This window comes from Pseudomonas sp. B3(2017) (assembly GCF_002113595.1).
Taxonomy (GTDB): Bacteria; Pseudomonadota; Gammaproteobacteria; order Pseudomonadales; family Pseudomonadaceae; genus Aquipseudomonas; species Aquipseudomonas ekonensis.
The window spans coordinates 21,773-42,916 of sequence record NZ_NEIU01000005.1 but is presented as its reverse complement, the minus strand read 5'-3'; the positions used below and the strand labels follow the sequence as shown (position 1 = coordinate 42,916).

Below are 21,144 nucleotides of genomic sequence, written 5' to 3'. Positions count from 1 at the left end.
TTCTGGACAGGCCCAGGACGGATGAAAATCTATGGCAGCCCTTCAAAGCGACGTGAAGGCCTTTATCGTTCAGGCCTTGGCGTGCTTCGACACGCCTTCACAGGTTGTTGAGGCCGTCCAAAAGGAATATGGGATCGCGGTGACTCGCCAGCAGGTGGAGACGCACGACCCCACAAAGACATCAGGGAAGGGCCTGGCCAAGCGCTGGGTGACGATGTTCGAAGATACCCGGAAGCGGTTCCGCGAAGAGACGGCCGAGATCCCGATCGCCAACCGCGCTTTCCGGCTCCGCGCCATGAACCGGTTCGTGGAGAGGGCTGAGTCGATGAAGAACATCGGCCTGGCCATGCAGATCCTGGAGCAGGCTGCGAAGGAGGTCGGTGACGTCTACGTCAACCGGCAGAAGAAGGTCGATGACGACGGCGAGCCCGTTGTGCCGACCTCAGTGCAGGTCCAAGTGATTGATGCGAGGAAGCGGGATGCCGAGCCTGAATGTTCCGCAGGCTGAGTTCCTCCAGCTTCCGCATAAGTTCCGCGGGTTCGTCGCGGGGTTCGGCTCCGGCAAGACCTGGGTCGGCTGCGCGGCGCTGTGCAAGCATGTCTGGGAATGGCCGGGGATCAACTCCGGCTACTTCGCTCCGACCTACCCACAGATCCGCGACATCTTCTTCCCGACCATCGAGGAAGTGGCCTACGACTGGGGCCTGAAGGTCAAGACGAAGGAGAGCGACAAAGAGGTCGACTTCTACAGCGGCCGGCAGTACCGCAGCACGACGATCTGCCGCTCGATGGAGAAGCCGCAGACCATCGTCGGCTTCAAGATTGGCCATGCGCTGGTGGACGAGCTTGACGTTCTCCCGTCGGTCAAAGCACAGCACGCCTGGCGCAAGATCATTGCCCGGATGCGCTACAACGTGCCCGGGCTGAAGAACGGCGTGGACGTGACCACGACCCCGGAAGGGTTCAAGTTCGTCTTCCAGCAGTTCGTGAAGCAGATCCGTGAGAAGCCGGCGCTGGCCGAGATGTACGGCCTGGTGCAGGCCAGCACGTTCGACAACGAGCTGAACCTGCCAGGCGACTACATCCCATCGCTGATGGAGTCGTATCCCGAGCAGCTGATCCGGGCATACCTGAACGGCCAGTTCGTCAACCTGACGTCCGGTTCGATCTACCACGCCTACGACCGCAAGCTGAACCAGTGCTTTGACACCGTGCAGCCTGGCGAACCGCTGTTCATCGGCATGGACTTCAACGTCGGCAAGATGGCGGCGATCACCCACGTCAAACGCGAACAGGGTCTGCCGCGCGCCGTGGACGAGCTCATGGACGGCTACGACACGCCGGACATGATCAAGCGCATCAAGGAGCGCTACTGGCGGCACAACGGCAACGACTTCGAGAAGACCTGCGAGATCCGGATCTACCCGGACGCCTCGGGCGATTCGCGCAAGTCGGTAAACGCCAGCGTCACCGACATCGCCATGCTCAAGCAGGCCGGCTTCACGGTCATTGCGCCGGCGGCCAACCCGCCGGTGAAGGATCGGATCAACGCCATGAACGCCATGTTCTGCAACGCGCAGGGCGAGCGGCGTTACCTGGTCAACCCATTCACATGTCCGACTTATGCCGACGGCCTGGAACAGCAGATCTGGGCGTCGAACGGCGAGCCGGACAAGAGCCAAGGCAACGACCACGCCAACGACGGCGGCGGTTACTTCATCCACCGCGAGTACCCGATCATCAAACCGGTCACCGCCATCAAAATGGGATACGCCCGATGAGCAACGACGTCTCCTTCAAGCGGGCGGATTACATCGAAGCCCTGGGACGCTGGGCCACTGTGCGCGATGTGTGCGCCGGACAGCACAGGGTTGTCGATCGCCTGCCGTACATCAACGCTCACGACTTGACGCAGGAGAACAAGGATCGCAACAAGGCCTACCGCGAACGGGCTGTGTTCAAGAACGCCACCGGGCATACGCGCAACGGGCTGTTGGGGTTGGCTTTCCACAAAGATCCGACGCTGGCCGTGGCGAAGAAGCTGGAATACCTGCAGGACAACGCCAACGGTTCAGGCGTGAGCATCTACCAGCACTCCCAAGGCACGCTTGAGAAGGTGCTGGAGGCTGGACGACACGGTCTGTATGTCGACTATCACCAGGACGACGGCGCCGGCGGCCACGCGGTGATCCTTTCGTACTGCGCCGAGGACATCATCAACTGGCGCACGGGGATGGTGAACGGTCATTCCGTGCTGAAGCTGGTGGTGCTGCGCGAATCGCCTGAAACCGAGGATGGTTTTGGGATCAAGACCATCGAGCAGTACCGAGAGCTGGCACTGGAGCCGGAAGGGTTCGTCTGTCGCGTCTGGCAACGCTCTGGTCCGAAGGGCGGTGGGCCGCTTAAGGTGGTTGAGGAATTCAAGCCTGCAGGCAGCTCCGGGCGCCTGAAGGAAATCCCGTTTACCTTCGTCGGCGCGCAGAACAACGACCCTAGCATCGATGAGTCACCGCTCTACGACATCGCCATGATCAATTTGGGCCACTACCGGAACAGCGCCGACTATGAGGACAGTGTCTTCTGGTGCGGGCAGGCTCAGCCTTGGATCTCCGGCCTGGATGAGCAGTGGGTCAAGCTGCTGGAGGAGAAGGGCGTTTACGTCGGCTCCCGGGCACCCATGCTGCTCCCGGTCGGCGGCCAGTTCGGCTACGCACAGCCCGTACCAAACACACTGGTCAAAGAGGCCATGGCCGACAAGAACCAGATGATGATCGAACTTGGCGCCCGGATGGTGGTGGCCTCCGTGGGCACCAAAACAGCGACAGAGGCCCGCGGTGATCAGTCTGCATCGACATCGGTGCTTGCCGGCTGTGTTGCCAACGTCAGCGAGGCTTACACCCGGGCGATCATGTGGTGCTGCACCTACATGGGGGTGGCAGATGCCAAGGTCGCGTACCAGATCAACCAGGAGTTCGTGGAGCTGACGGCCGATCCGCAGATGATTACCGCACTGGTCGGCCTCTGGCAGAACGGCGGTTTCGCCAAGGCAGACCTTCGGGCCTACCTGCGCAAACTGGGCCTGATTGCGCCAGAGCGCACCGACCAGCAGATCGATGGCGAACTGGCAGAGCAGGCCGACGGCCTGGGCCTGGATGACGAGGGCGGAATCGATGGCAGCAAACCAAGCAATCCTTGACGCCACGATCCGGCACGCAGTCTTCCTCGAAAAGCTGAAAGCTGGGGAGGTGGGCAAGTTCGCCCCCTTCCTCAAGGAGATTGACCGCTCGATCCGCGACCGGCTCACTCAGTCGAATCTGACCGAGTACAACGTGAAGCGTCTGGAGGCCTTGCTGAAGGACGTCGACAGCCTGCTGCTGGGCATCTTCGACCGATACAGCGATCTGCTGAATCTCGACCTGATCGACATCGCCAACTATGAGGCCGAGTTTGAGGCGACCAGCTTGGCGAGGTCGGCGCCGGTGGGGGTGTCGCTCGACGTGGTAGCGCCGACGGCAACGGCAATCCGCACGGCTGTGTTGACCAACCCGCTCAGCGTGCGCGGCACCGGCGGCGGAAAGCTGCTGAAGGCCTTCATCAAGGGTTGGACTGGCGCCGAGCGCGAGCGCGTCACCGGCGCAATCCGGCAGGGCTTCTTCGAGGGGCAGACGAACTTCCAGATCATTCGCAACATTCGCGGCACCAAGGCTGCGGGCTACAAGGACGGCATCCTCGCCACTACCAACCGCAACGCCAGTACGGTCGTGCACACCGCGATCCAGCATGTGTCGTCCCAGGCGCGCATGGAGGTGGCCAAGGCCAACACGGACATCGTGTCCGAGATCGAAATGGTCGCCACGCTGGACAGTAAGACCAGTCAGCAATGCCGGTCGATGGACAAGCGCCGGTTTCCGGTCGATTCCGGGCCCAGGCCGCCATTTCACCCAAACTGCCGAACGACCTTCGTGATGCTGACCAAGCTCAGCGAGATGTTCTCCAAGGGCGCCACACGGGCGGCCGTCGGGGCTGGCGGTGCGGGCCAGGTCAGTGCGAGCCTCGACTACTACCACTGGCTTCAGCAGCAGCCTGCGGCGTTTCAGGACGTTGCCATTGGGCCGGTTCGGGGCAAGCTGTTCCGGGAGGGCGGGCTGTCCGTGGAGCGTTTCGCGGAACTGCAGCTTGATCGCAACTTCGCACCGCTGACACTTCAGCAGATGAAAGGGCTGGAGCCTCTGGCCTTTGAGCGCGCAGGCATCAACTGATCCGCGCCACGAACACACTTCACGCCTCGGCACAGCCGGGGCTTTTTTATGCCCGTCAGGCGGGCCAACTAATCCCCAGGGGATCGCACCATGCCTTTTGATTTTGATCCGGCCGCCCATGGCCTGAACCTCGATGAAACCCAAGTTGCCGCACTGAAAACTGCCCTTGGTGGCGAGGTACAGAAGTACTTGGATGTCGAGGTGACGGGCCTAAAGTCCAAGAATCAGGAACTGATCGGCTCAAACAAGACCATCAAGGGCGAGCTGGACAAGCTGAAGGGCCAGTTCGAAGGCCTGGACATCGACGCGGTTCGTGGCCTGCTTACCAAGGCGGGCCAGGACGAAGAAACCAGGCTGCTGACCGAGGGCAAGGTGGACGAGGTCTTCAATCGTCGTACTGAGCGTTTGCGTGGCGATTACGACAAGCAGTTGAAGACCGTCACAGCGCGCGCCGAGAAGGCCGAAGCATTCGCCGCCAAGTTCCAGGGCAAAGTCCTGGGCGATTCTGTACGCGGCGCAGCACTGAAAGCGGGCGCTCTGCCGGAAGCAACCGACGACATCATCCTGCGCGCCAAGGGCGTGTTCTCGTTGAACGAAGAGGGTGAAGCGGTGGCCGTCGACGAGTCGGGCCAGGTCATCCTGGGTAAAGACGGCAAGACCCCTCTGACTCCGCTCGAATGGGCGGAATCCCTGCGCGAAAGCGCACCTCATCTGTGGCCCAGGGCCTCAGGAACAAATGCCCCGGGCGGGGGCGGCGGCCAGGCTGCACTCAAGCGCTCCGAAATGAATGCCGAGCAGAAGCGCGACTACCAGCGCAAGCACGGCCAAACCGCATATCTGCAATTGCCCAAGTAAGGGGATCCATCCATGGCAACGACTGTTAACAGCGACCTCGTCATCTACAACGAAGAGGCGCAAACCGCATACCTGGAGCGTGTCCAGGACAACCTCGAGGTGTTCAACGCCTCGTCCAACGGCGCGATCGTGCTCGACAACGAGCTGATCGAGGGCGACTTCCGCAAACGCTCGTTCTACAAGATCGGCGGTTCGCTGGAGCATCGCGACGTCAACTCCACCAGCAAGGTGACTGCGAAGAAGATCGGGGCCGGCGAGGCCGTTGGCGTCAAGGCTCCCTGGAAATACGGCCCGTACCAAACGACCGAAGAGGCGTTTAAGCGCCGCGGTCGCCCGGTCGACGAGTTCTCCCAGATCATCGGCGCCGACGTTGCCGACGCCACCCTGGAGGGCTTCATCCAGTACGCCACCGCCGCTCTGCGCGCCGCAATTGGCTCCAACGCGGGCATGGTGGTCTCCGCCAACATCGAGACGGACGGCAAGAAGACCCTGACTCGCGGCATGCGTAAGTTCGGCGACAAGTTCGGCCGCATCGCGCTGTGGGTCATGCACTCCAGCGCCTATTTCGACATTGTCGACGAGGCCATCACCAACAAGGTCTACGAGGAAGCCGGCGTCGTCATCTACGGCGGCCTGCCGGGCACCCTCGGCAAGCCTGTGCTGGTGACCGACACCGCGCCGGCCGACGTGATCTTCGGCCTTCTGCCCAACGCGGTGGTGATCACCGAGTCCCAGGCCCCGGGCTTCCGCTCCTACACCGTCGATGACGAGGAAAACCTGGGTATCGGCTACCGCGCTGAGGGGGTCGTGAACATCGATGTGCTGGGCTACAGCTGGAAGGACGCCACCGGCGGATCGAACCCGACTCTGGCGGCCGTCGGCTCCGCAGCCAACTGGGCCAAACACGCCGACAGCAACAAGGTCACCGCCGGCGTGATGATCACCCTGACTTCGACGCCGCCATCCGGCGGTTGATATCGGCCTTAAGGCGGCCAGCAATGGCCGCCACGGAGACTCGTATGAAACTGATTTACTCAACGCAAAATTCTGACTTCGATCCTGAAAAGCGCTACCGTAACCCCGTCCACTTTGATCGACCGGAAGCTGGCGTGAAGCAGGTCGTGGTGATGGGCGACTGGCCGAAAGTGGTTTCTGCCTATGAGGCGGTGGGTGTCGATGTTTCGGTGGTGAAGCCATTGAGCGATCCGGCGGTTGATACTGGAAGCACCGACTTCTCTGCCGAACTGCAGGAGGCGATCGATAAGCTGAATGCAGAGCGCGACGGAGTCGTTCGACTGATCGAGGCCGCCGAAGGCAAGTCGGAACTGGAACACCCGGGCGCCGGCGAACTGCCGATCCGCCTGTTCGATGCGCTGAACGCCATCCGCGAAAGCTTCGAGTCGCTCAAAGCCGAGCGCGGCAGCCTGGCGGGCGAGGCGGAGTCTCTGCGCGCCGAGGTGGCGCGCCTCAAGGCTTCATCCGACCAGTCGAACGACAGTGCCGACAAGATCGCTGCCCTCAAGGCGCAGCTCGACGCCGCCGGCGTGCAGTACCGGGCCAACGCTTCGGTGGAGTCGCTGGAGAAGGCGGTCGCCGATTTGCCGAAGGCGTGAAAGACGGGTGGCCGGGAAGCCGGCGCCCATCCCCAAATCAACAGCGAGCTGATTCATGACACTCATCATCGAGGACGGCACCGGCAAGCCTGACGCCGAAAGCTACGCATCCGCCGAGGATCTGGCCATGTACGCCGTGAAGTTCGGCGTGGTCATCCCGGCGGAAGTGCCGGCCCAGGAAGCGCTGCTGCGCCGGGCCGCCCTGACGATGGACGGAAAGTCCTGGAAGGGGCGCAAGACCAGCAGCGACCAGGCCCTGGCCTGGCCACGCCGCGGCGTCGAACTGGACTGCGAGATCAAGCCCGACAACTACCTGCCGGCGCGGATCCAGTACGGCCAGATGGCGCTGGCCGCCGAGATCCACCAGGACGACATCGACCCGCCGGAGAAGCGCAAGGGAGCGGTCACCCGCGAGCGTGTCGAGGGTGCCGTAGATCGTGAGTACGCGACGATCCCGAACACCAGCGGCCGACTGCTGCCGGCGGCGCCGGACCGGCCGAGCGCCACGCAGTTCGCCGACTATCTGCAGAAGCGAGGGCTGTTCGCCGTCCGCGCATAGCTGAACAGGAGCCACCATGGCCTTCTACGATGAAATGGCCGCGATGGCTCTGGAGATGATCACAGAGTTCGGCCAGCCCGTGCTCATCCGTGCAACGACTGTCGGCGAGTACGACCCAGAGACCGGATCGGCGGGCCCGGGCACCGTCACGGAGCAAACCGCCCAAGGCATCCTGCTCGACTTCACCGGCCAGGAGTTCCAGAACAACAGCCTGATCAAGCAGGGCGACAAGAAGCTGAAGATCGCTGCGAAGGGGCTGGCGTGGGTGCCTGATCTGCTGAACAAGGTCATCATCCAGGGCCGAACCTGGTCGATCGTCCCGCCGCTCAAGGAAATCAATCCCGCCGGCACGCCGATCCTGTACGAGCTGCAGGTGCGGTCATGAGCAAATACGCTGGCCTAAACGGCAGCTTTGCCGAGGACATCCGCCAGTTCGCCGAACAGGCTCAGGCCGGACTCGATGCCACCTTCCGAGAGATAATCATCGAGATCGGCAGCAGCCTGATCCGCATGTCGCCCGTGGGCAACCCAGAAATATGGGCGGCAAACGTCGCTCACCGACAGGCGAACACCCGGGCGGCCGACGACTACGACTTCAAGGTGGCCGTGCGGAACACGCTCATCAACCTGGACGAAAGCAATTTCACAAAGGCTGGGAAGCTGAAGCGGGGCGTGAAATACGCCAAGCCTCTGACCAAGACTGAGCGCGACCAGAATTTCAACGCGAACGGCCTGGTCGCAGGCAAGGACTACGTCGGCGGTCGATTTAGGGGAAACTGGCAGTTCTCGATCGGTACGCCGGCGGAAGGGGAGCTTGATCAAGTTGACCCGGCCGGCAACATTACACTGGCGAAGCTGAAGCTTCAGGTGGAGCAGCTCAGCATTGGCCAGACCGCGTACCTCGTGAACAACCTGCCTTACGCGGTGCCGCTGGAGTACGGGCATTCCAGGCAGGCGCCCGGCGGAATGGTTCGGATCACGCTCGCGCGTTTCCAGCAGATCGTCGATGAAGCAGTCCGGAGAAATCAGGCATGAGCCACAACATCATCGCGTCGATCTTCGAGACCAAGCTGATCGTCTGGGCGAAAGCACTGCAGGTGCCGCTGAAGGTGGTCGTGGAAAACGAGCTCTACGAGCCGGGCGACGGGGAAACGTACCTCAAGGCCTTCACGCTGCCAGGCGATACCGCGAGCAACACCCTCGGCGGCGATCACCGCCTCTACACCGGCGTGTTTCAGGTCAGCATCGTGACCCCGGCCGGGAAGTACCGCGGCGTCGCCGGCGCAATCGCCGACCAGCTCGCCGCTCTCTTCCCGTTGAACGAGCGCAACACGAAAGGTGCGCTGACGGTGGTGACCATGACGCCGGTTGACCAGGGGCCGGGCATACCAGGCGACACGAACTTCACCGTGCCGGTCTCGTTCATGTACCGGGCCGACACCAACTAATCCGCCCATTGGGCAAACCCAGAACCCGCCATCGAGCGGGTTTTGTCATTTCTGAGAAGAGGAAAATCCCATGGCCGGCATTCAAATGCCCAACGGCGCAACGTTCGAAATTGCTTCCGTTTACGGTACCGCTGTTCCATTCACCGCCCTGACCAACGCCAATCCTGCCGTGGCCTCAGCCGCCGCGCATGGTCTGGCGGAGGGTGACGTCGTCGCCGTCAGCTCTGGATGGACACGCCTGGATGGTCGTGCGGTGCAAGTCGGCGAAATCGCCAGTGGCACGTTCGCCCTGGACGGCATCAACACCACGAACCTTCAGCAGTATCCGGCTGGGTCAGGCGTCGGATCTGTGCGCGAGGTGACGGCGTTCGCCGAGATTTCGAAAATCACCGATCTCGGGTCGAGCGGCGGCGATCAGCAGTTCCTCACCTACGGTTTTTTGGCTGACGATGATGATCGCCAGATGCCGACCACCAAGAACCCGATCACGCTCACCATCACAGTTGCCGACGATCCGTCGCAGCCCTATGTCGCTGTCTGTGAGGCGGCGGACGATGACAAGCAGGCACGGGTGCTGCGCCTGAACCTGCCGGGCGGTAGCCGCATCATCTACAACGGCTACGTCTCCATCACGGCCACCCCAACCATGGGGCGCAACAACTTGATGACCCGCGTCATCAGCGTCGCGCTGACTGGTCGACCAACCCGCTACAACGCCACGGCGTAAGGAAGGATCATGGCAAAGTCAAAATTCTTGCTGGTTCCCAAACCGACCTTCAGTTCCGCCGTCATGCTTCCTGCCGTCGGCGGGGAGCCCGTGAAGGTCAACTTCGAGTTCAGGTATCGGGATCGAACCGAGCTGGCCAGCCTGTACGCAGAGTGGGGTGAACGGCACAAGGCGCTGGGCGAGAAGATCGAGGAGACAGGGCTGGAGCAGTTCACCGCGATGATGATCGATCTTCAGGTGGAACAGCTTCAGGCCATTGTCGTCGGTTGGGACATCGCTGAGACGTTCAACGAGGAGAATCTCCGAGTTTTGGTTCGCTCGCTGACTGCGGCACCCAGTGTGGTTCTGGCTGCCTATTCCGAAGCATTCCAGAACGCACGCCTGGGAAACTCCTAAGCGTCTCGCGCGCCCTGTATGAGCCCGGGCCGTCGGCCGAGGCGCTGGCAGCCTTCGGGCTCTCTCTGAATGACATTCCTGAAGTTAACTGCGAAGTCTGGCCTGATGTCTGGCCGGCCTTCAGGGTCTTTGAGGCAATGCGAACTCAGTGGCGTATAGGGATGCGCGGGGCTACCGGGCTGGATTACACATCAATTCGCCATGTTGCCAGCTTTCTCGGAATTTCCCGGGCTCAAACTGCCGACATTTTTCCGGACATCCGCGTCATGGAAATTGAAGCGCTCAGGGTTATGGAAGAGCAGGGAGACAGTCAATGAGCACTACCTTTTCGTCCCTTGGCATTGAAGTGAACTCCTCATCCGCAGCCAAGGCGGCAGATGACCTCGACAAGCTCGTAGATTCCGCGGTCGATGCCGAGAAAGCGATTGATGATCTCGGGAAGTCGGGCGAGGAGTTGGCCAACACTGGGAAAAAGATCAGCCAGGCCGAGAGCGAGGCTGCCCAGGGTATCGACAAAGCCACAGGCGCGAAGGAGCGCCAGGTCGATGCCAGCCGCAAGGCTGGCGCCAGTGCTGCCAGCGAAATCGCCATCATCAGCCAGCTCGACAAGGCGATGTCCGGCAACATCGGCAGCATGGAGCAACTGATCCAGGCTGAGGGGCTGCTGGAGCGGGCGCGCAAGGGTGGCCTTGTCACCGTCGAACAGGAAGAGGCGTACCAGAACCGGCTCGGCAAGGCGTATGAGCGGATCGAGAAAGCTGAAGCCAAGGAAATGGCGCAGAAGCAACGGTTGGTCGAGGCCGAGAACCGCCAGATCGAGGCACTGAAGCGCACGGTCAACGGGATCGATCCGCTTGTGGCGAAGTTGGCCAAGCTGGAGGCGCAGGAGAAAGCGCTCAACGACTTGCACAAGGCCGGCGGGATCGATGCCGACGCCTATGCCGATCGGCTGGCGAAGATCGGCAAAGACCGTGATGGCCTGACCGCGGCAGAAACTGCATTCGACAAGTTGAAGCTCGGCACCCGCCAGGCTCAAGAGAACGTGATGCAGCTGGCAAACGCGCTTCAGTCGGGCGACTGGGGCAGCGGGGCGAGGGCAGTCGCGCAGCTCGGCGCTGGCGCCGGAGCGTCGGCCAAGAGCCTGGCTGCCGCATTGGTTCCGGCCGGATTGCTGGCCGGTGTCATCGGGGCGCTGGGGTATGCCTACCTTGACGCTGTGAAGCAGGCGCGTGAGTTCAACGCTGCAATCAACGGCGGGTCGAACGATGCCGGGCAGAGCATTGCCAGCCTCAAGTCAATGGCTGACGCCGCTGGTGCGCTAACTGGCAACCTGACCGGCGCCCGTGAAGCTGTGATTGCCTTGGCTTCTGGCGCCGCCACCAGCGGTGTCCAGATGCAAAATTTGGCGGAGGCTGCCGCTGCCATCGGTGAGGTTACAGGGAAGGGGGCGGATGACATCGCCAAGTCGCTTGCCAGCGCGGGCGATACCGCGACAGATGCTGCCGAGAAGATCAGTGATCAGTATGGGTTGCTCACCTACGAGCAGTACCAAGTCATCAAGGCGCTGGACGAGCAGGGCGAGCATCAACGCGCGCTGGATACCCTCAGCGAAGACCTCAACCACTCGGCGCAAGAGCGGCTGAAGAATTACCGCGAATCCCTTTCGGACATCGAGCGGGACTGGGATCGGGTGAAAAAGGCTATCAAGGGCGCCTACGCGGAGATCCGGTCGGAAATCTTTCCGGATCTGGCAAAGCAGATCGAGATCACCCAGCGAGTTCTGGACACCAGGAAAGCCGGTGGCATTGCCGGCGCGGTGTCCAATGGGCTGAGCTCGCTCAATTCGTTCCTTGGGCTGGACGAAGGCGATAACGACGACTCGACGCCGGCGCTGGAAGCGAAACTAGTAAGACTGAAGGCTCTCCAGTCGGCAAGTGAAAGCAATACTGCTGCCACGGGCGAAGCGACAAAGGCAAACAAGGAGCTGATTGCCGTCCAGAAGGATTTGGACAGGCAGTTGGATAACCTGAATCCGCTGGCGAAGCGTCAGGAGGCCTACAAGAAGCTGAATGACCAGTTCACAAAGCTCTACCAGAATGCCGACAAGACCGGGCAAAAATCGCCTTTGCTTGATGGGGTGACCTTTGACGGCCAGAAGTTCGCCGGCGGAGCCTACGACAAGCTGCGCGGCAAGATCGACAAAGACAACAAGGATCCCAAGGCTGGAGCCGGCAGTGTCGACCTCTCGGGCTTCAACAACGCCAAGAACAACCTGGCCGCGATCAGCGAAGAGTACAAAAACGCCCAGAAGGAACTGGACGCAGTCCAGAAAGCCGGCCTGGTCTCCCAGGCCGACTACGCCCTCAAGCGCGAAGCCCTGATCGGGAACGAACGGGACGAGGTCACGGCCGCCCACGAGGCCGAAATCGCCGCGCTGGAGGCCGCCAAGGCCAAGAAGTCGACCACGGCCGAGCAAAGCATCCAGCTCGACCAGAAGATCGCCGACGCCCGCGCCGCGATGGTCAAGGCGCAGAAGTCTGCCGACAGCGAGCTGGAAGTCCTGGCCACGAACGAGAAGGGCCGCCTGGCCCAGCAGGAACGGTCGATCACGACCTACGTTCAGGCGCTGGCCCAGCAGCAAAGGGCGCTTGAGCTGGCCGGCCAGCGGGCAGTGCTCGGCGTAGGCCAGGGCGATCGCCAGAACGCGCTGAACAGCGAGCTGAACAACCAGCAAGACCGGTTCGCCCAGCAGTCGCTGGATCTCGCCAACCAGAAGTCCGATCCGTCCCGGAACATGTCGGAGGAGGAGTTCCAGCGCAAGTCGCAGGCGCTCGCCGACGCGAACAAGGCTGCCACCGACCAGATCCGGCAGAACTATGCGGATGTCGAGGCGGCGCAGGGCGACTGGACGAAGGGAGCGACGTCCGCTTGGGCCAACTACCTGGATTCGGCGCGCAACATCGCCGGCCAGACCAAGTCCTTGTTCAGCAACGCCTTCAGCTCGATGGAGGACGCGGTCGTCAACTTCGCCATGACCGGCAAGCTGTCGTTTGCCGACTTCGCCAAGTCGGTGCTGGCAGACATGGCGCGGATCGCGACCCGGCAGGCGAGCTCTTCCGTGCTGAGTTCGATCTTCGGCATCGCCTCGTCCGCCGCGGGTTCCTACTTTGGCGGCGGCACAGCGTCTGCCGGTTCCACCACCGCCGGCTACACCGGATCCGACTTTTCCAACTGGGTGACCACCCAGGCGGACGGCGGCGCCTGGCAGTCCGGCGTGCAGATGTTCGCCAACGGCGGGGCCTTCACCAACAGCATCGTCAGCACGCCAACCGCCTTCGGGATGGCCGGCGGCCGGGCGGGCGTGATGGGAGAGGCCGGGCCTGAGGCGATCATGCCCCTGACCAGAACCTCCAGCGGCAAGCTGGGTGTCATCGCTGCCGCCGGCGGCTCCGGCACCTCGATCAGCATCAGCGCGCCGGTGACGGTGGTGACGCAGGATCGCAGCGGCGAGGGGATGCAGATCGACCAGCAGGCCCTGTCGAAGAGCCTGCAGTCGCAGATGCAGGTCGTGGCCGAGAAAGCCGTCTCCGATTCTTGGAGACCCGGCGGAACCAGCTTCCGAAACGCAAATGGGAGGGCCTGATGGCCATAGAGACATTCACCTGGCCGACCGAGCGCGGGGAAACCCCCGACATTAATTATCGGGTGCGCACCTCGAAGTTCGGCAACGGCTATGCGCAGAGCGCCGGCGACGGCCCGAACAACAAAGAGGACTCCTACCCAGTCACCTGCGTCGGCCAGAAGGCCGTGGTGGTGAATATCATGAAGTTCCTCGACCGTCATGCCGGGGCAAAGGCGTTTCTCTGGACAACGCCGCTCGGTGAGCTCGGGCTGTTCACCTGTAAGAATCCCGCTCCCACACCGATGGGCGGCGGCGTCTTCAAACTCACCGCGACGTTCGAGCGGGCATTCCAACCATAAGGGGTAGCCATGCCGCTAATCAGCGACATCCAGGTGCTCGAGCCGGGCAGCGAGGTGCTGCTGTTTGAGCTGGACGGCACCGACTACGGCGCGGACGTACTGCGCTTCCACGGGCATTCGATCCCGCACACGTCGGCCGAGCTGATCGCCGCCGGCGCCAACGCGGACCAGCTGCCGGCGAAGGCGATCTACTGGCAGGGCAACGAATACAGCGCCTGGCCAATGCAGATCGACGGAATCGAGTCTAACGGCGACGGCACGGCGGTACGGCCCACGCTGTCGGTCGGCAACGTCAACGGGCGGATCACTGCGCTCTGCCTGGCATTCGAGGATCTGGTCGAGTTCAAGCTGACCATGCGCCACACGCTGGGCACGTACTTGGACGCGGACAACTTCCCGGCCGGCAACCCGACGGCAGACCCGACCCAGGAGACGATCGAGGTCTGGTACATCGACCAGAAGACGAACGAGGACGGGGAAACGGTCAGTTGGGAGCTGGCCAGCCCGGGCGACGTCGGCGGCGAGACCGTCGGCCGCCAGGCCACGACCCTCTGCCATTGGTGCCTCACCGGCGGTTACCGCGGGCCCAACTGCGGCTACACCGGCGGCTACGTCACGAAGGACGGCGTGCCCACCGACAACCCGGAACTGGATGAGTGCGACGCAACGCTGGGCAGGGGCTGCATCCCGCGCTTCGGCGATGGCAATCCGCTGCCGTTCGGCGGGTTCCCGGCTGTTTCACTGATCGCACGGAGCTGACCATGCGCAAACACATCCTGAACGCGGTCCAGGCCCATGCCGCCGCCGAGTACCCGAAAGAATGTTGCGGGCTGCTGCTGGCCGTGGGCCGCAAGCAGCAGTATTACCCATGCCGAAACGTCTCAACCGAGCCGAACGAAGAGTTCCGGATCGATCCGGAGGAGTACGCGGCGGCGGAGGACGTCGGCGAGGTGATCGGCGTGGTGCACTCGCACCCGGACGCCACCAGCCGGCCTTCGCCGCGCGACCTGGCCATGTGCGAGGCCACCGCGCTGCCCTGGCACATCCTGAGCTGGCCGGAGGGCGACTTTCGCACCATCACGCCGTCCGGCGAGGTGCCGCTGCTCAAGCGTCCGTTCGTGCACGGCGCCTGGGACTGCTGGCAGGTCTGCGCTGACTGGTACAAGCGCGAATGGGGGCTGGAGTTCGAGGCCTTCAAACGCGCAGACGGCTGGTGGGAGAGCAGGGAGAACATCAGCCTGTACGAGGCCAACTACGAGGCCGCCGGCTTCTGCCGGGTCGACCAGCCGCAGCGCGGCGACATGATCGTGATGGAGGTGGGGCGGACGGTTTACCCTAACCACGCAGGGATCTTCCTTGGCGCGGATCCGGCGCTGCCCGGTGAGGATGCGGAAACCTTCGGGCCTGGGCCGTTCTTGCTGCACCACCTGTACGGCCGGCCGTCGGAGGTGATCGTGTTCGGCGGGCCTTGGCTTGATAGAACGCGCCTGGTGCTGCGCCACAGAGCTTCTGCGCATAATTAGCTTGAGCGGATTTATGCGAGCTCGGGAGCGCGTTGAACTTGGTGGGCTATGTCGACGCCATGATCGATCTCGGCACGACGCAGGTCATATGTCGCTTGCAGATTGACCCAGAACTGAGCGCTGGTACCCAAACAGGCTGCCAGCCTCAAAGCTACGTCTGCTGTGATTCCGCGTCGCAGGTGCACAATTTCGAGAACGGTAGGCGGGGAAACGTGGAGCATTCGGGCCAAAGCTGTTGGCGTAATGTCCAGTGGGTGGAGGTACTCTTCCACCAGAATTTCGCCCGGGTGGACGGGGCGCATGCCGTTATTAAACACAAGTCACCTCAGTGGTAGTCTACAATTTCAACGTTTTCAGGCCCTTGAGCATCCCAGGTGAAGCAAATGCGGTACTGATCATTAATTCGGATGCTATGTTGACCCTGTCGGTTCCCTTGTAGCGCTTCCAGCCGATTGCCTGGGGGCGATCCTAAATCGTGCAATGTGGTCGCCGAGTTCAGCATCGTCAGCTTCCTCTGAGCGACAGATGATATCGCTTGCCAGCGCCTGCAGGCACCGGTCGTGTATAGCGACTCAGTATCGGGACAGCGAAAACTGATAATCATCATTAATGCTTAACGTTGTTCGTTAACGGTGATTGTAGGTCTGCCGAAAATCATAATTTATGTTTTCGACGAACGGCTTTCGCTTGGGGTTTTCGTCACGCGACTGTACCTTTTTCAGTTTTCAGGATGAGAATCGATTATGCGTGTACTTTTAGGAACGTTGGCTGTGGCGCTTTTGGCGGGGTGTGCGACGTCGCCGACGCCGTCCAGTGAGGCTCGGCAAGCCCCTGCAATTCAGTTATCTGCATACCAGAGCAAGCCAACTGGTGCCTTCGGCACACTCCAGGTCATTCGGGATGTGGGCCACACAGGCAGTCTTTGCTCAATGGCGGTTTTCATTGACGGCAAGCAAGTCGCTAAGCTTGATCCTGGCCAGAAGGCGTCTTTTTATCTTCCGCCTGATTCCGTTTCGGTCGGGGCCGCTTACACAGGGTCTGGCCTTTGTTCTATGGGGGCAGACCGGATTGAGCGAGAAGCAGTCGTGAAGGATGGTGTGATCAAAAAATATCGAATTTTCACTGGCGGCGATGGGCAGATAGACATACTCCCAACGACGCTTTGAACTGACCGCCTCCGGGCGGTTTTTTTACGCTTGGAGAAAGGTATGTGTTCAGCAATTACTTACACCCCGATGACCAGGGTTTTGCTTTCCGGGTCGCTTGCGAAGAAGTTTTTCCGCAGCAAACACTTTCTCCTTGATGGCGGCTCAGCCGGGGAGGTCTTCCGAGCGCTCAATGCGACAGTCGATGGGTTTTCCGAGGAAATAAGGCGGCTTGAGCGGCTTGGGTTGAAGTTTGTCATTTTCCGGAACCGATCGAACATCGGCATGGAAGGACTCGACATTGGCGGCACTCGTGAAGTTAGGATTGTTCCGGTGATTGGTGGTAGCAAGCGCGCCGGAGGGTTGCAGACGATAATCGGCACGGTGATGATCGCGGCAGCTTACGTGCTGTCTTTTACCCCGTTGGCGGCAGCATCTCCTTTTTTGTATGCGGCCGGCACTTCGATGGCGATTGGCGGCGTCATCCAAATGCTCAGCCCCCAGGCCTCGGGCCTTAAGCAAAGTGCGTCCCCAGACAACGCCCCGTCCTACGCCTTCGGCAGCGCCAAGAACACCACCGCCAGCGGCAACCCGGTACCGATCTGCGTCGGCGAGCGCCGGTGGGGCGGCATCATCATTTCCGCCTCGATCTTTGCCGAAGACAAAGTCTGATCAGGCCAGCAGCACAGCAACCGCCATTGGGCGGTTTTTTTACGCCTGGAGGAAAGCATGGGCGCAGCAGAAAGGATCGAGATCTACGGCGAGAAGGGCGGCAGCAGCAAGCCGAAGGCGCCGTTTGAGGCCAGCGACAGCCTGCGCTCGACGAACCTAGCGAAGCTCCTGATCGCCGTTGGCGAGGGCGAGTTCGACGGCACGCCGACCGACTACGACATCTACCTGGACAACACGCCGATCCGCGATGCCAGCGGCAACTACAACTTCCCGAACGTGCGGTGGGACTGGCGGCCGGGTTCGGTCGATCAGACCTACATCCCGGGCATTCCGTCGGTGGAGAACGAGACGTCGCTGAACGTGGAGTTGCGCAGCGATACGCCGTGGGTGCGCGCGATCACCAATACCCAATTGTCGGCGGTGCGCATGCGCTTCGCCTGGCCCGCCCTGCAGCGGGCTGACGACCAGGGCAACGTGGCCGGCTACCGCATCGAGTACGCCGTCGACGTGGCCACCGACGGCGGCGCCTATCAGCAAGTGCTGGTGGACGCCGTGGACGGCAAGACCACCACTCGCTACGAGCGCTCGCGGCGTATCGACCTGCCGCCGGCGACCACGGGCTGGCAGATCCGCGCGCGGCGGCTGACGCCGAACCAGAACAGCAACAAGATCGCCGACACCATGCTGATCGCCGGCTACACCGAGGTGATCGACGCCAAGCTGCGCTACCCGAACACCGCGCTGCTCTACATCGAGTTCGATGCCGAGCAGTTCACCAACATCCCGTCCGTGACCGTGAAGTGCAAGGCCCGGCGCTGGATGGTGCCGAGCAACTACAACCCTGAGCTTCGCACCTACACCGGGACGTGGGACGGCAGCATGAAGTCGGCGTGGACGAACAACCCGGCCTGGATCACCTACGGGATCTGCACCAATGACCTGTTCGGCCTGGGCAAGCGCATCAAGCCGTGGATGGTCGACAAGTGGGAGCTGTACCGGATCGCCCAGTACTGCGACCAGCTGGTGCCGGACGGCCTGGGCGGCGTCGAGCCGCGCTACCTGTACGACATGAACCTGCAGGGCAAGGCGGATGCCTGGTCGCTGCTGCGGGATATCTCGGCGAGCTATCAGGGCATGACCTACTGGGCCCAGGGCCAGTTGGTGATGCAGGCCGACATGCCGCGGGCCCAGGACTTCGACTACGTCTTCACCCGGGCCAACGTCATCGACGGCAAGTTCACCTACGGCAGCGCATCGGCGAAAACGCGCTACACCCGGGCGCTGGTCAGCTACGACAACCCGGCCAACAACTACGACACAGACGTGATCCCATTCGCCGATCCCGACCTGCAGCGCCGCTATGGCGATCGCCTGATCGAATTGAGCGCTATCGGGTGCACCCGTGCATCCGAGGCTCAGCGTCGCGGCAAGTGGGCAGTCCTGAGCAACAACCAGGACCGCACCGTGTCGTTCAAGACCGGCATGGAGGGCGTGATCCCGCTGCCCGGGCACATCATCCCGGTGGCGGACTCGCTGCTGGCTGGTCGTGAGGTCGGCGGGCGCATCTCGGCCGCCGCTGGGCGCGTGGTGACGCTCGACCGCGACACACAGGCGAAGGCCGGTGACCGGCTGATCATCAACCTGCCGGGCGGCCGCGCCGAGGGCCGAACCGTGCAGAGCGTCAGCGGCCGCGCCGTCACCGTGACCGTGGCCTACAGCGAGCCTCCGATCGCCCAGCTGCAGTGGGCGCTGGACGCCGACGACCTGGCGATCCCGCTGTACCGGGTGCTGCGCACTCGGCGCACGGTAGAGGGAGACTACGAGATCAGCGCCCTGCAGTATGAGCCCAGCAAGTTCCCGCACATCGACACCGGCGCCCGCCTGGAAGAGCGGCCGATCAGCGTGATCCCGATCACCGTTGTTCCGCCGCCGGCGAGCGTCACCGTCGCGTCGACCTCGTCGGTAGTGCAGGGGCTGGCCGTGGCCACCATGAACATTAGCTGGCCCGCCGTGGAAGGCACCGTCGGCTACGACGTGGAGTGGCGCAAGGACAGTGGGAACTGGATCAAGCTGCAGCGCACCGGGACGACCAGCGTGGATGTCGTCGGCATCTACGCCGGCGCCTATGTGGCCCGCGTCCGCGCGGTGAGCGCGTTCGACATCTCGTCGATCTGGCGCAACTCGGTTTTGACCAACCTCAGCGGCAAGCAGGGGCTGCCGCCGGCACTGGCTTACCTCCGAACGACCAGCAAGGTTTATGGCATCGGCCTGGAATGGGGATTCCCAGAAGGGGCCGGCGACACTCAACGTACAGAAATCTGGAATAACAAGGTCAATGACCTGTCCAGCGCCGTCAAACTGTCGGATTTTGCTTATCCGCAAGCGAACCACGAAATGCAGAACATCGTGCCAGGAACCAGCCTCTTTTTCTGGGGGCGCCTGGTAGACCGAATTGGCAACGTCGGGCCGTGGTTTCCTGCAGTGAATGGCGTGAACGGGCAAGTCAGCATCGACGAGGGCGAGTACGAGCAGTATTTCCTCGGCAAAATCCAGGAGTCTGCACTGGGCAAAAATCTTCTGGAGGAGATCGGCAGGATCTCCGGTGACGGTGAAGGTTCTGTCAACGATCGTATCGAGCAGGCCAAGCAGCAACTGGAAGACCTAATCGGCGAAATCGCCGATGCCATGGTGTATGACCCGACAAAGTCCTATGGAAAAGGGGAAGTGGTTCGTTTGGAGGGTCGGCTGTACTCGGCGATCAAAGCAGTGCCTATCGGTACTTCGCCGCCGAACGCCGAGTTCTGGTATGACATAGGGACGATTGCCGAAACGACCAACGCGCTGGCGTTACAGGTTCAGCAGCACACCACTCAGATCGATACCATCGACGGAAAGGTCACCGCCCAGGCATCAAGCATGCAAGCGCTGCAGGCTGCATGGCGTGAGGATGACGGCCATGGAGCAATGGCGGATGCGCTCCAAGGCTGGAGCAATACCGCGTCTATTGCCACCAACGACAGGGTTCGCGCTGAGGAAAATCTGGCCTCGGCCACCCGCATCACCACGCTCGATGCAGCGGTCGGGACGAATGCCGCGAATATCACATCACTCGCCACGACAGTCGCAACAGACAAGGAGGCGACGGCGCAGAAGATCGACACGCTGACAGCGAAAACAAGCGATGCAACGGCCAAGGCCGAAACGGCTAGCACTGTGGTCGCAGGGCTGAACGGCAAGGTGTCGGCGCTGACCACCATCAAGACATCTACAACAGTCGGCGGTCGCACGGTCATGGCGGGCCTGGCCATTGGTGTGGAAGGGGAGCAGCAGGAGTCACAGATCCTTGCGTTCGCCCAGCGCTTCGCGATCCTGGACGAGGTCAGCGGGCAGATGATTGCTCCGTTCGTAGTGCAGGGCGGTCAGGTGTTCATGAACACCGCGATCATCAGCCAAGCCTTCATCAAGGAACTGGTGCTCGGGATGACGCTTCGGTCTGCAGCTTTGAACAATCAGGGATTACCACTGCTGGAGATCAATATTCCGGCAGGGACATTCACTCTGCGAGGTCAGTCAGATAGCGGCTACACACTGCTGAACAACAACGGCATCTATGTCTACGACCTTAACTACATCGAGCGCGCGGCGCTCGGGAAGATGACGTAATGGATTACTACGGCGCGAGGACGAAGGACGCTGCGGGGCGCGTGACACTGGAAACGTCCACCATGACCATTCGATCGATTGTGACGAGACAGGTCACCGTCCCTCCCATCACCAGCAATTTCACCAGCTACATCAATATGCCGGAGATCACTGCGCAGTCGTTCGTGTGTGTGACCTTACCAAATCCAACAGATGAAAACTCCGTCTTACCTGCGGTCTTCTGGTCGGCGGGACAGCTCAGAGTTCGGCGCGGGCAAGGGATGGTGCTCAACGTTTTTATCCTGAGTTACCAATAGGAGAGGA

Annotated in this window: 23 protein-coding genes; 21 read left to right on the top strand and 2 right to left on the bottom strand. The window is 61.9% G+C overall.

Translation table 11 applies throughout. From position 1 onward, the window contains the following. The first annotated feature begins 31 nt into the window (after positions 1-31). From CAG33_RS09050 to CAG33_RS08965, 18 genes are all read left to right on the top strand, one after another. Positions 32-508, top strand: coding sequence for a DUF2280 domain-containing protein (locus tag CAG33_RS09050; protein WP_085631558.1), 477 nt, complete (start codon positions 32-34; stop codon positions 506-508). Next, entirely contained in the window at positions 480-1,781 is a 1,302-nt protein-coding gene (locus tag CAG33_RS09045) for a terminase large subunit domain-containing protein (RefSeq protein ID WP_085637929.1), read from the top strand. The genes CAG33_RS09050 and CAG33_RS09045 overlap by 29 nt, the downstream gene beginning before the upstream one ends. Beyond that, on the top strand, positions 1,778-3,196 hold the full coding sequence (locus CAG33_RS09040; protein WP_085637926.1) for a DUF4055 domain-containing protein: 1,419 nt from the start codon (positions 1,778-1,780) through the stop codon (positions 3,194-3,196). Before CAG33_RS09045 ends, CAG33_RS09040 begins: the two co-directional genes overlap by 4 nt. Beyond that, the gene (locus CAG33_RS09035) at positions 3,171-4,259 is read left to right on the top strand and encodes a minor capsid protein (protein WP_085637923.1); all 1,089 of its coding nucleotides are present in this window, start codon (positions 3,171-3,173) and stop codon (positions 4,257-4,259) included. The genes CAG33_RS09040 and CAG33_RS09035 overlap by 26 nt, the downstream gene beginning before the upstream one ends. Before the next feature lie 90 nt (positions 4,260-4,349). Then, entirely contained in the window at positions 4,350-5,114 is a 765-nt protein-coding gene (locus CAG33_RS09030) for a hypothetical protein (protein ID WP_085637920.1), read from the top strand. Positions 5,115-5,126: 12 nt separating this feature from the next. Continuing rightward, positions 5,127-6,089, top strand: a complete 963-nt coding sequence (locus CAG33_RS09025) for a major capsid protein (RefSeq protein WP_085637917.1) — start codon at positions 5,127-5,129, stop codon at positions 6,087-6,089. Positions 6,090-6,133: 44 nt separating this feature from the next. Beyond that, positions 6,134-6,727, top strand: coding sequence for a hypothetical protein (locus CAG33_RS09020; RefSeq protein WP_085637914.1), 594 nt, complete (start codon positions 6,134-6,136; stop codon positions 6,725-6,727). Positions 6,728-6,782: 55 nt separating this feature from the next. Beyond that, positions 6,783-7,286, top strand: coding sequence for a DnaT-like ssDNA-binding protein (locus CAG33_RS09015; RefSeq protein ID WP_085637911.1), 504 nt, complete (start codon positions 6,783-6,785; stop codon positions 7,284-7,286). A gap of 16 nt (positions 7,287-7,302) precedes the next feature. Further along, on the top strand, positions 7,303-7,671 hold the full coding sequence (locus CAG33_RS09010) for a hypothetical protein (RefSeq protein ID WP_085637908.1): 369 nt from the start codon (positions 7,303-7,305) through the stop codon (positions 7,669-7,671). Next, positions 7,668-8,321, top strand: coding sequence for a hypothetical protein (locus tag CAG33_RS09005; RefSeq protein WP_085637904.1), 654 nt, complete (start codon positions 7,668-7,670; stop codon positions 8,319-8,321). The genes CAG33_RS09010 and CAG33_RS09005 overlap by 4 nt, the downstream gene beginning before the upstream one ends. Beyond that, a complete protein-coding gene (locus CAG33_RS09000; RefSeq protein WP_085637901.1) occupies positions 8,318-8,734 on the top strand; it encodes a phage tail terminator-like protein in 417 nt (138 codons plus the stop codon). The genes CAG33_RS09005 and CAG33_RS09000 overlap by 4 nt, the downstream gene beginning before the upstream one ends. A 70-nt stretch (positions 8,735-8,804) precedes the next feature. Then, a complete protein-coding gene (locus CAG33_RS08995; protein WP_085637898.1) occupies positions 8,805-9,461 on the top strand; it encodes a phage tail protein in 657 nt (218 codons plus the stop codon). Between the two features lie 9 nt (positions 9,462-9,470). Next, positions 9,471-9,857 carry a phage tail assembly chaperone gene (locus CAG33_RS08990; RefSeq protein WP_085637895.1) on the top strand — a complete coding sequence of 129 codons (387 nt, stop codon included), beginning with the start codon at positions 9,471-9,473 and terminating at the stop codon, positions 9,855-9,857. Further along, positions 9,827-10,174, top strand: coding sequence for a DUF1799 domain-containing protein (locus tag CAG33_RS08985; RefSeq protein WP_371857674.1), 348 nt, complete (start codon positions 9,827-9,829; stop codon positions 10,172-10,174). The genes CAG33_RS08990 and CAG33_RS08985 overlap by 31 nt, the downstream gene beginning before the upstream one ends. After that, a complete protein-coding gene (locus tag CAG33_RS08980; RefSeq protein ID WP_085637889.1) occupies positions 10,171-13,500 on the top strand; it encodes a phage tail tape measure protein in 3,330 nt (1,109 codons plus the stop codon). The genes CAG33_RS08985 and CAG33_RS08980 overlap by 4 nt, the downstream gene beginning before the upstream one ends. After that, entirely contained in the window at positions 13,500-13,838 is a 339-nt protein-coding gene (locus CAG33_RS08975) for a phage tail protein (RefSeq protein WP_085637886.1), read from the top strand. The genes CAG33_RS08980 and CAG33_RS08975 overlap by 1 nt, the downstream gene beginning before the upstream one ends. Before the next feature lie 9 nt (positions 13,839-13,847). Beyond that, complete coding sequence (locus CAG33_RS08970) at positions 13,848-14,597, top strand: phage minor tail protein L (RefSeq protein WP_085637883.1); 750 nt, start codon at positions 13,848-13,850, stop codon at positions 14,595-14,597. Between the two features lie 2 nt (positions 14,598-14,599). After that, positions 14,600-15,361: a C40 family peptidase gene (locus CAG33_RS08965; protein WP_085637880.1), complete on the top strand. Its 762-nt coding sequence runs from the start codon at positions 14,600-14,602 to the stop codon at positions 15,359-15,361. Between the two features lie 11 nt (positions 15,362-15,372). On the opposite strand, the gene CAG33_RS08960 is transcribed toward CAG33_RS08965, so the two are convergent. Next, a complete protein-coding gene (locus tag CAG33_RS08960; protein WP_085637877.1) occupies positions 15,373-15,663 on the bottom strand; it encodes a HigA family addiction module antitoxin in 291 nt (96 codons plus the stop codon). 23 nt (positions 15,664-15,686) lie between these two features. Next, a complete protein-coding gene (locus CAG33_RS08955; RefSeq protein ID WP_085638269.1) occupies positions 15,687-15,965 on the bottom strand; it encodes a type II toxin-antitoxin system RelE/ParE family toxin in 279 nt (92 codons plus the stop codon). A gap of 604 nt (positions 15,966-16,569) precedes the next feature. Here CAG33_RS08955 and CAG33_RS08945 point away from each other — a divergent pair. The 3 genes from CAG33_RS08945 to CAG33_RS08935 are packed head-to-tail and all read left to right on the top strand — an operon-like array spanning position 16,570 to position 21,137. After that, positions 16,570-17,178, top strand: coding sequence for a tail assembly protein (locus CAG33_RS08945; protein ID WP_085637871.1), 609 nt, complete (start codon positions 16,570-16,572; stop codon positions 17,176-17,178). Between the two features lie 57 nt (positions 17,179-17,235). Further along, positions 17,236-20,841, top strand: a complete 3,606-nt coding sequence (locus CAG33_RS08940) for a DUF1983 domain-containing protein (protein ID WP_085637868.1) — start codon at positions 17,236-17,238, stop codon at positions 20,839-20,841. Further along, complete coding sequence (locus tag CAG33_RS08935) at positions 20,841-21,137, top strand: hypothetical protein (protein WP_085637866.1); 297 nt, start codon at positions 20,841-20,843, stop codon at positions 21,135-21,137. The genes CAG33_RS08940 and CAG33_RS08935 overlap by 1 nt, the downstream gene beginning before the upstream one ends. The last annotated feature ends 7 nt before the right edge of the window (positions 21,138-21,144 follow it).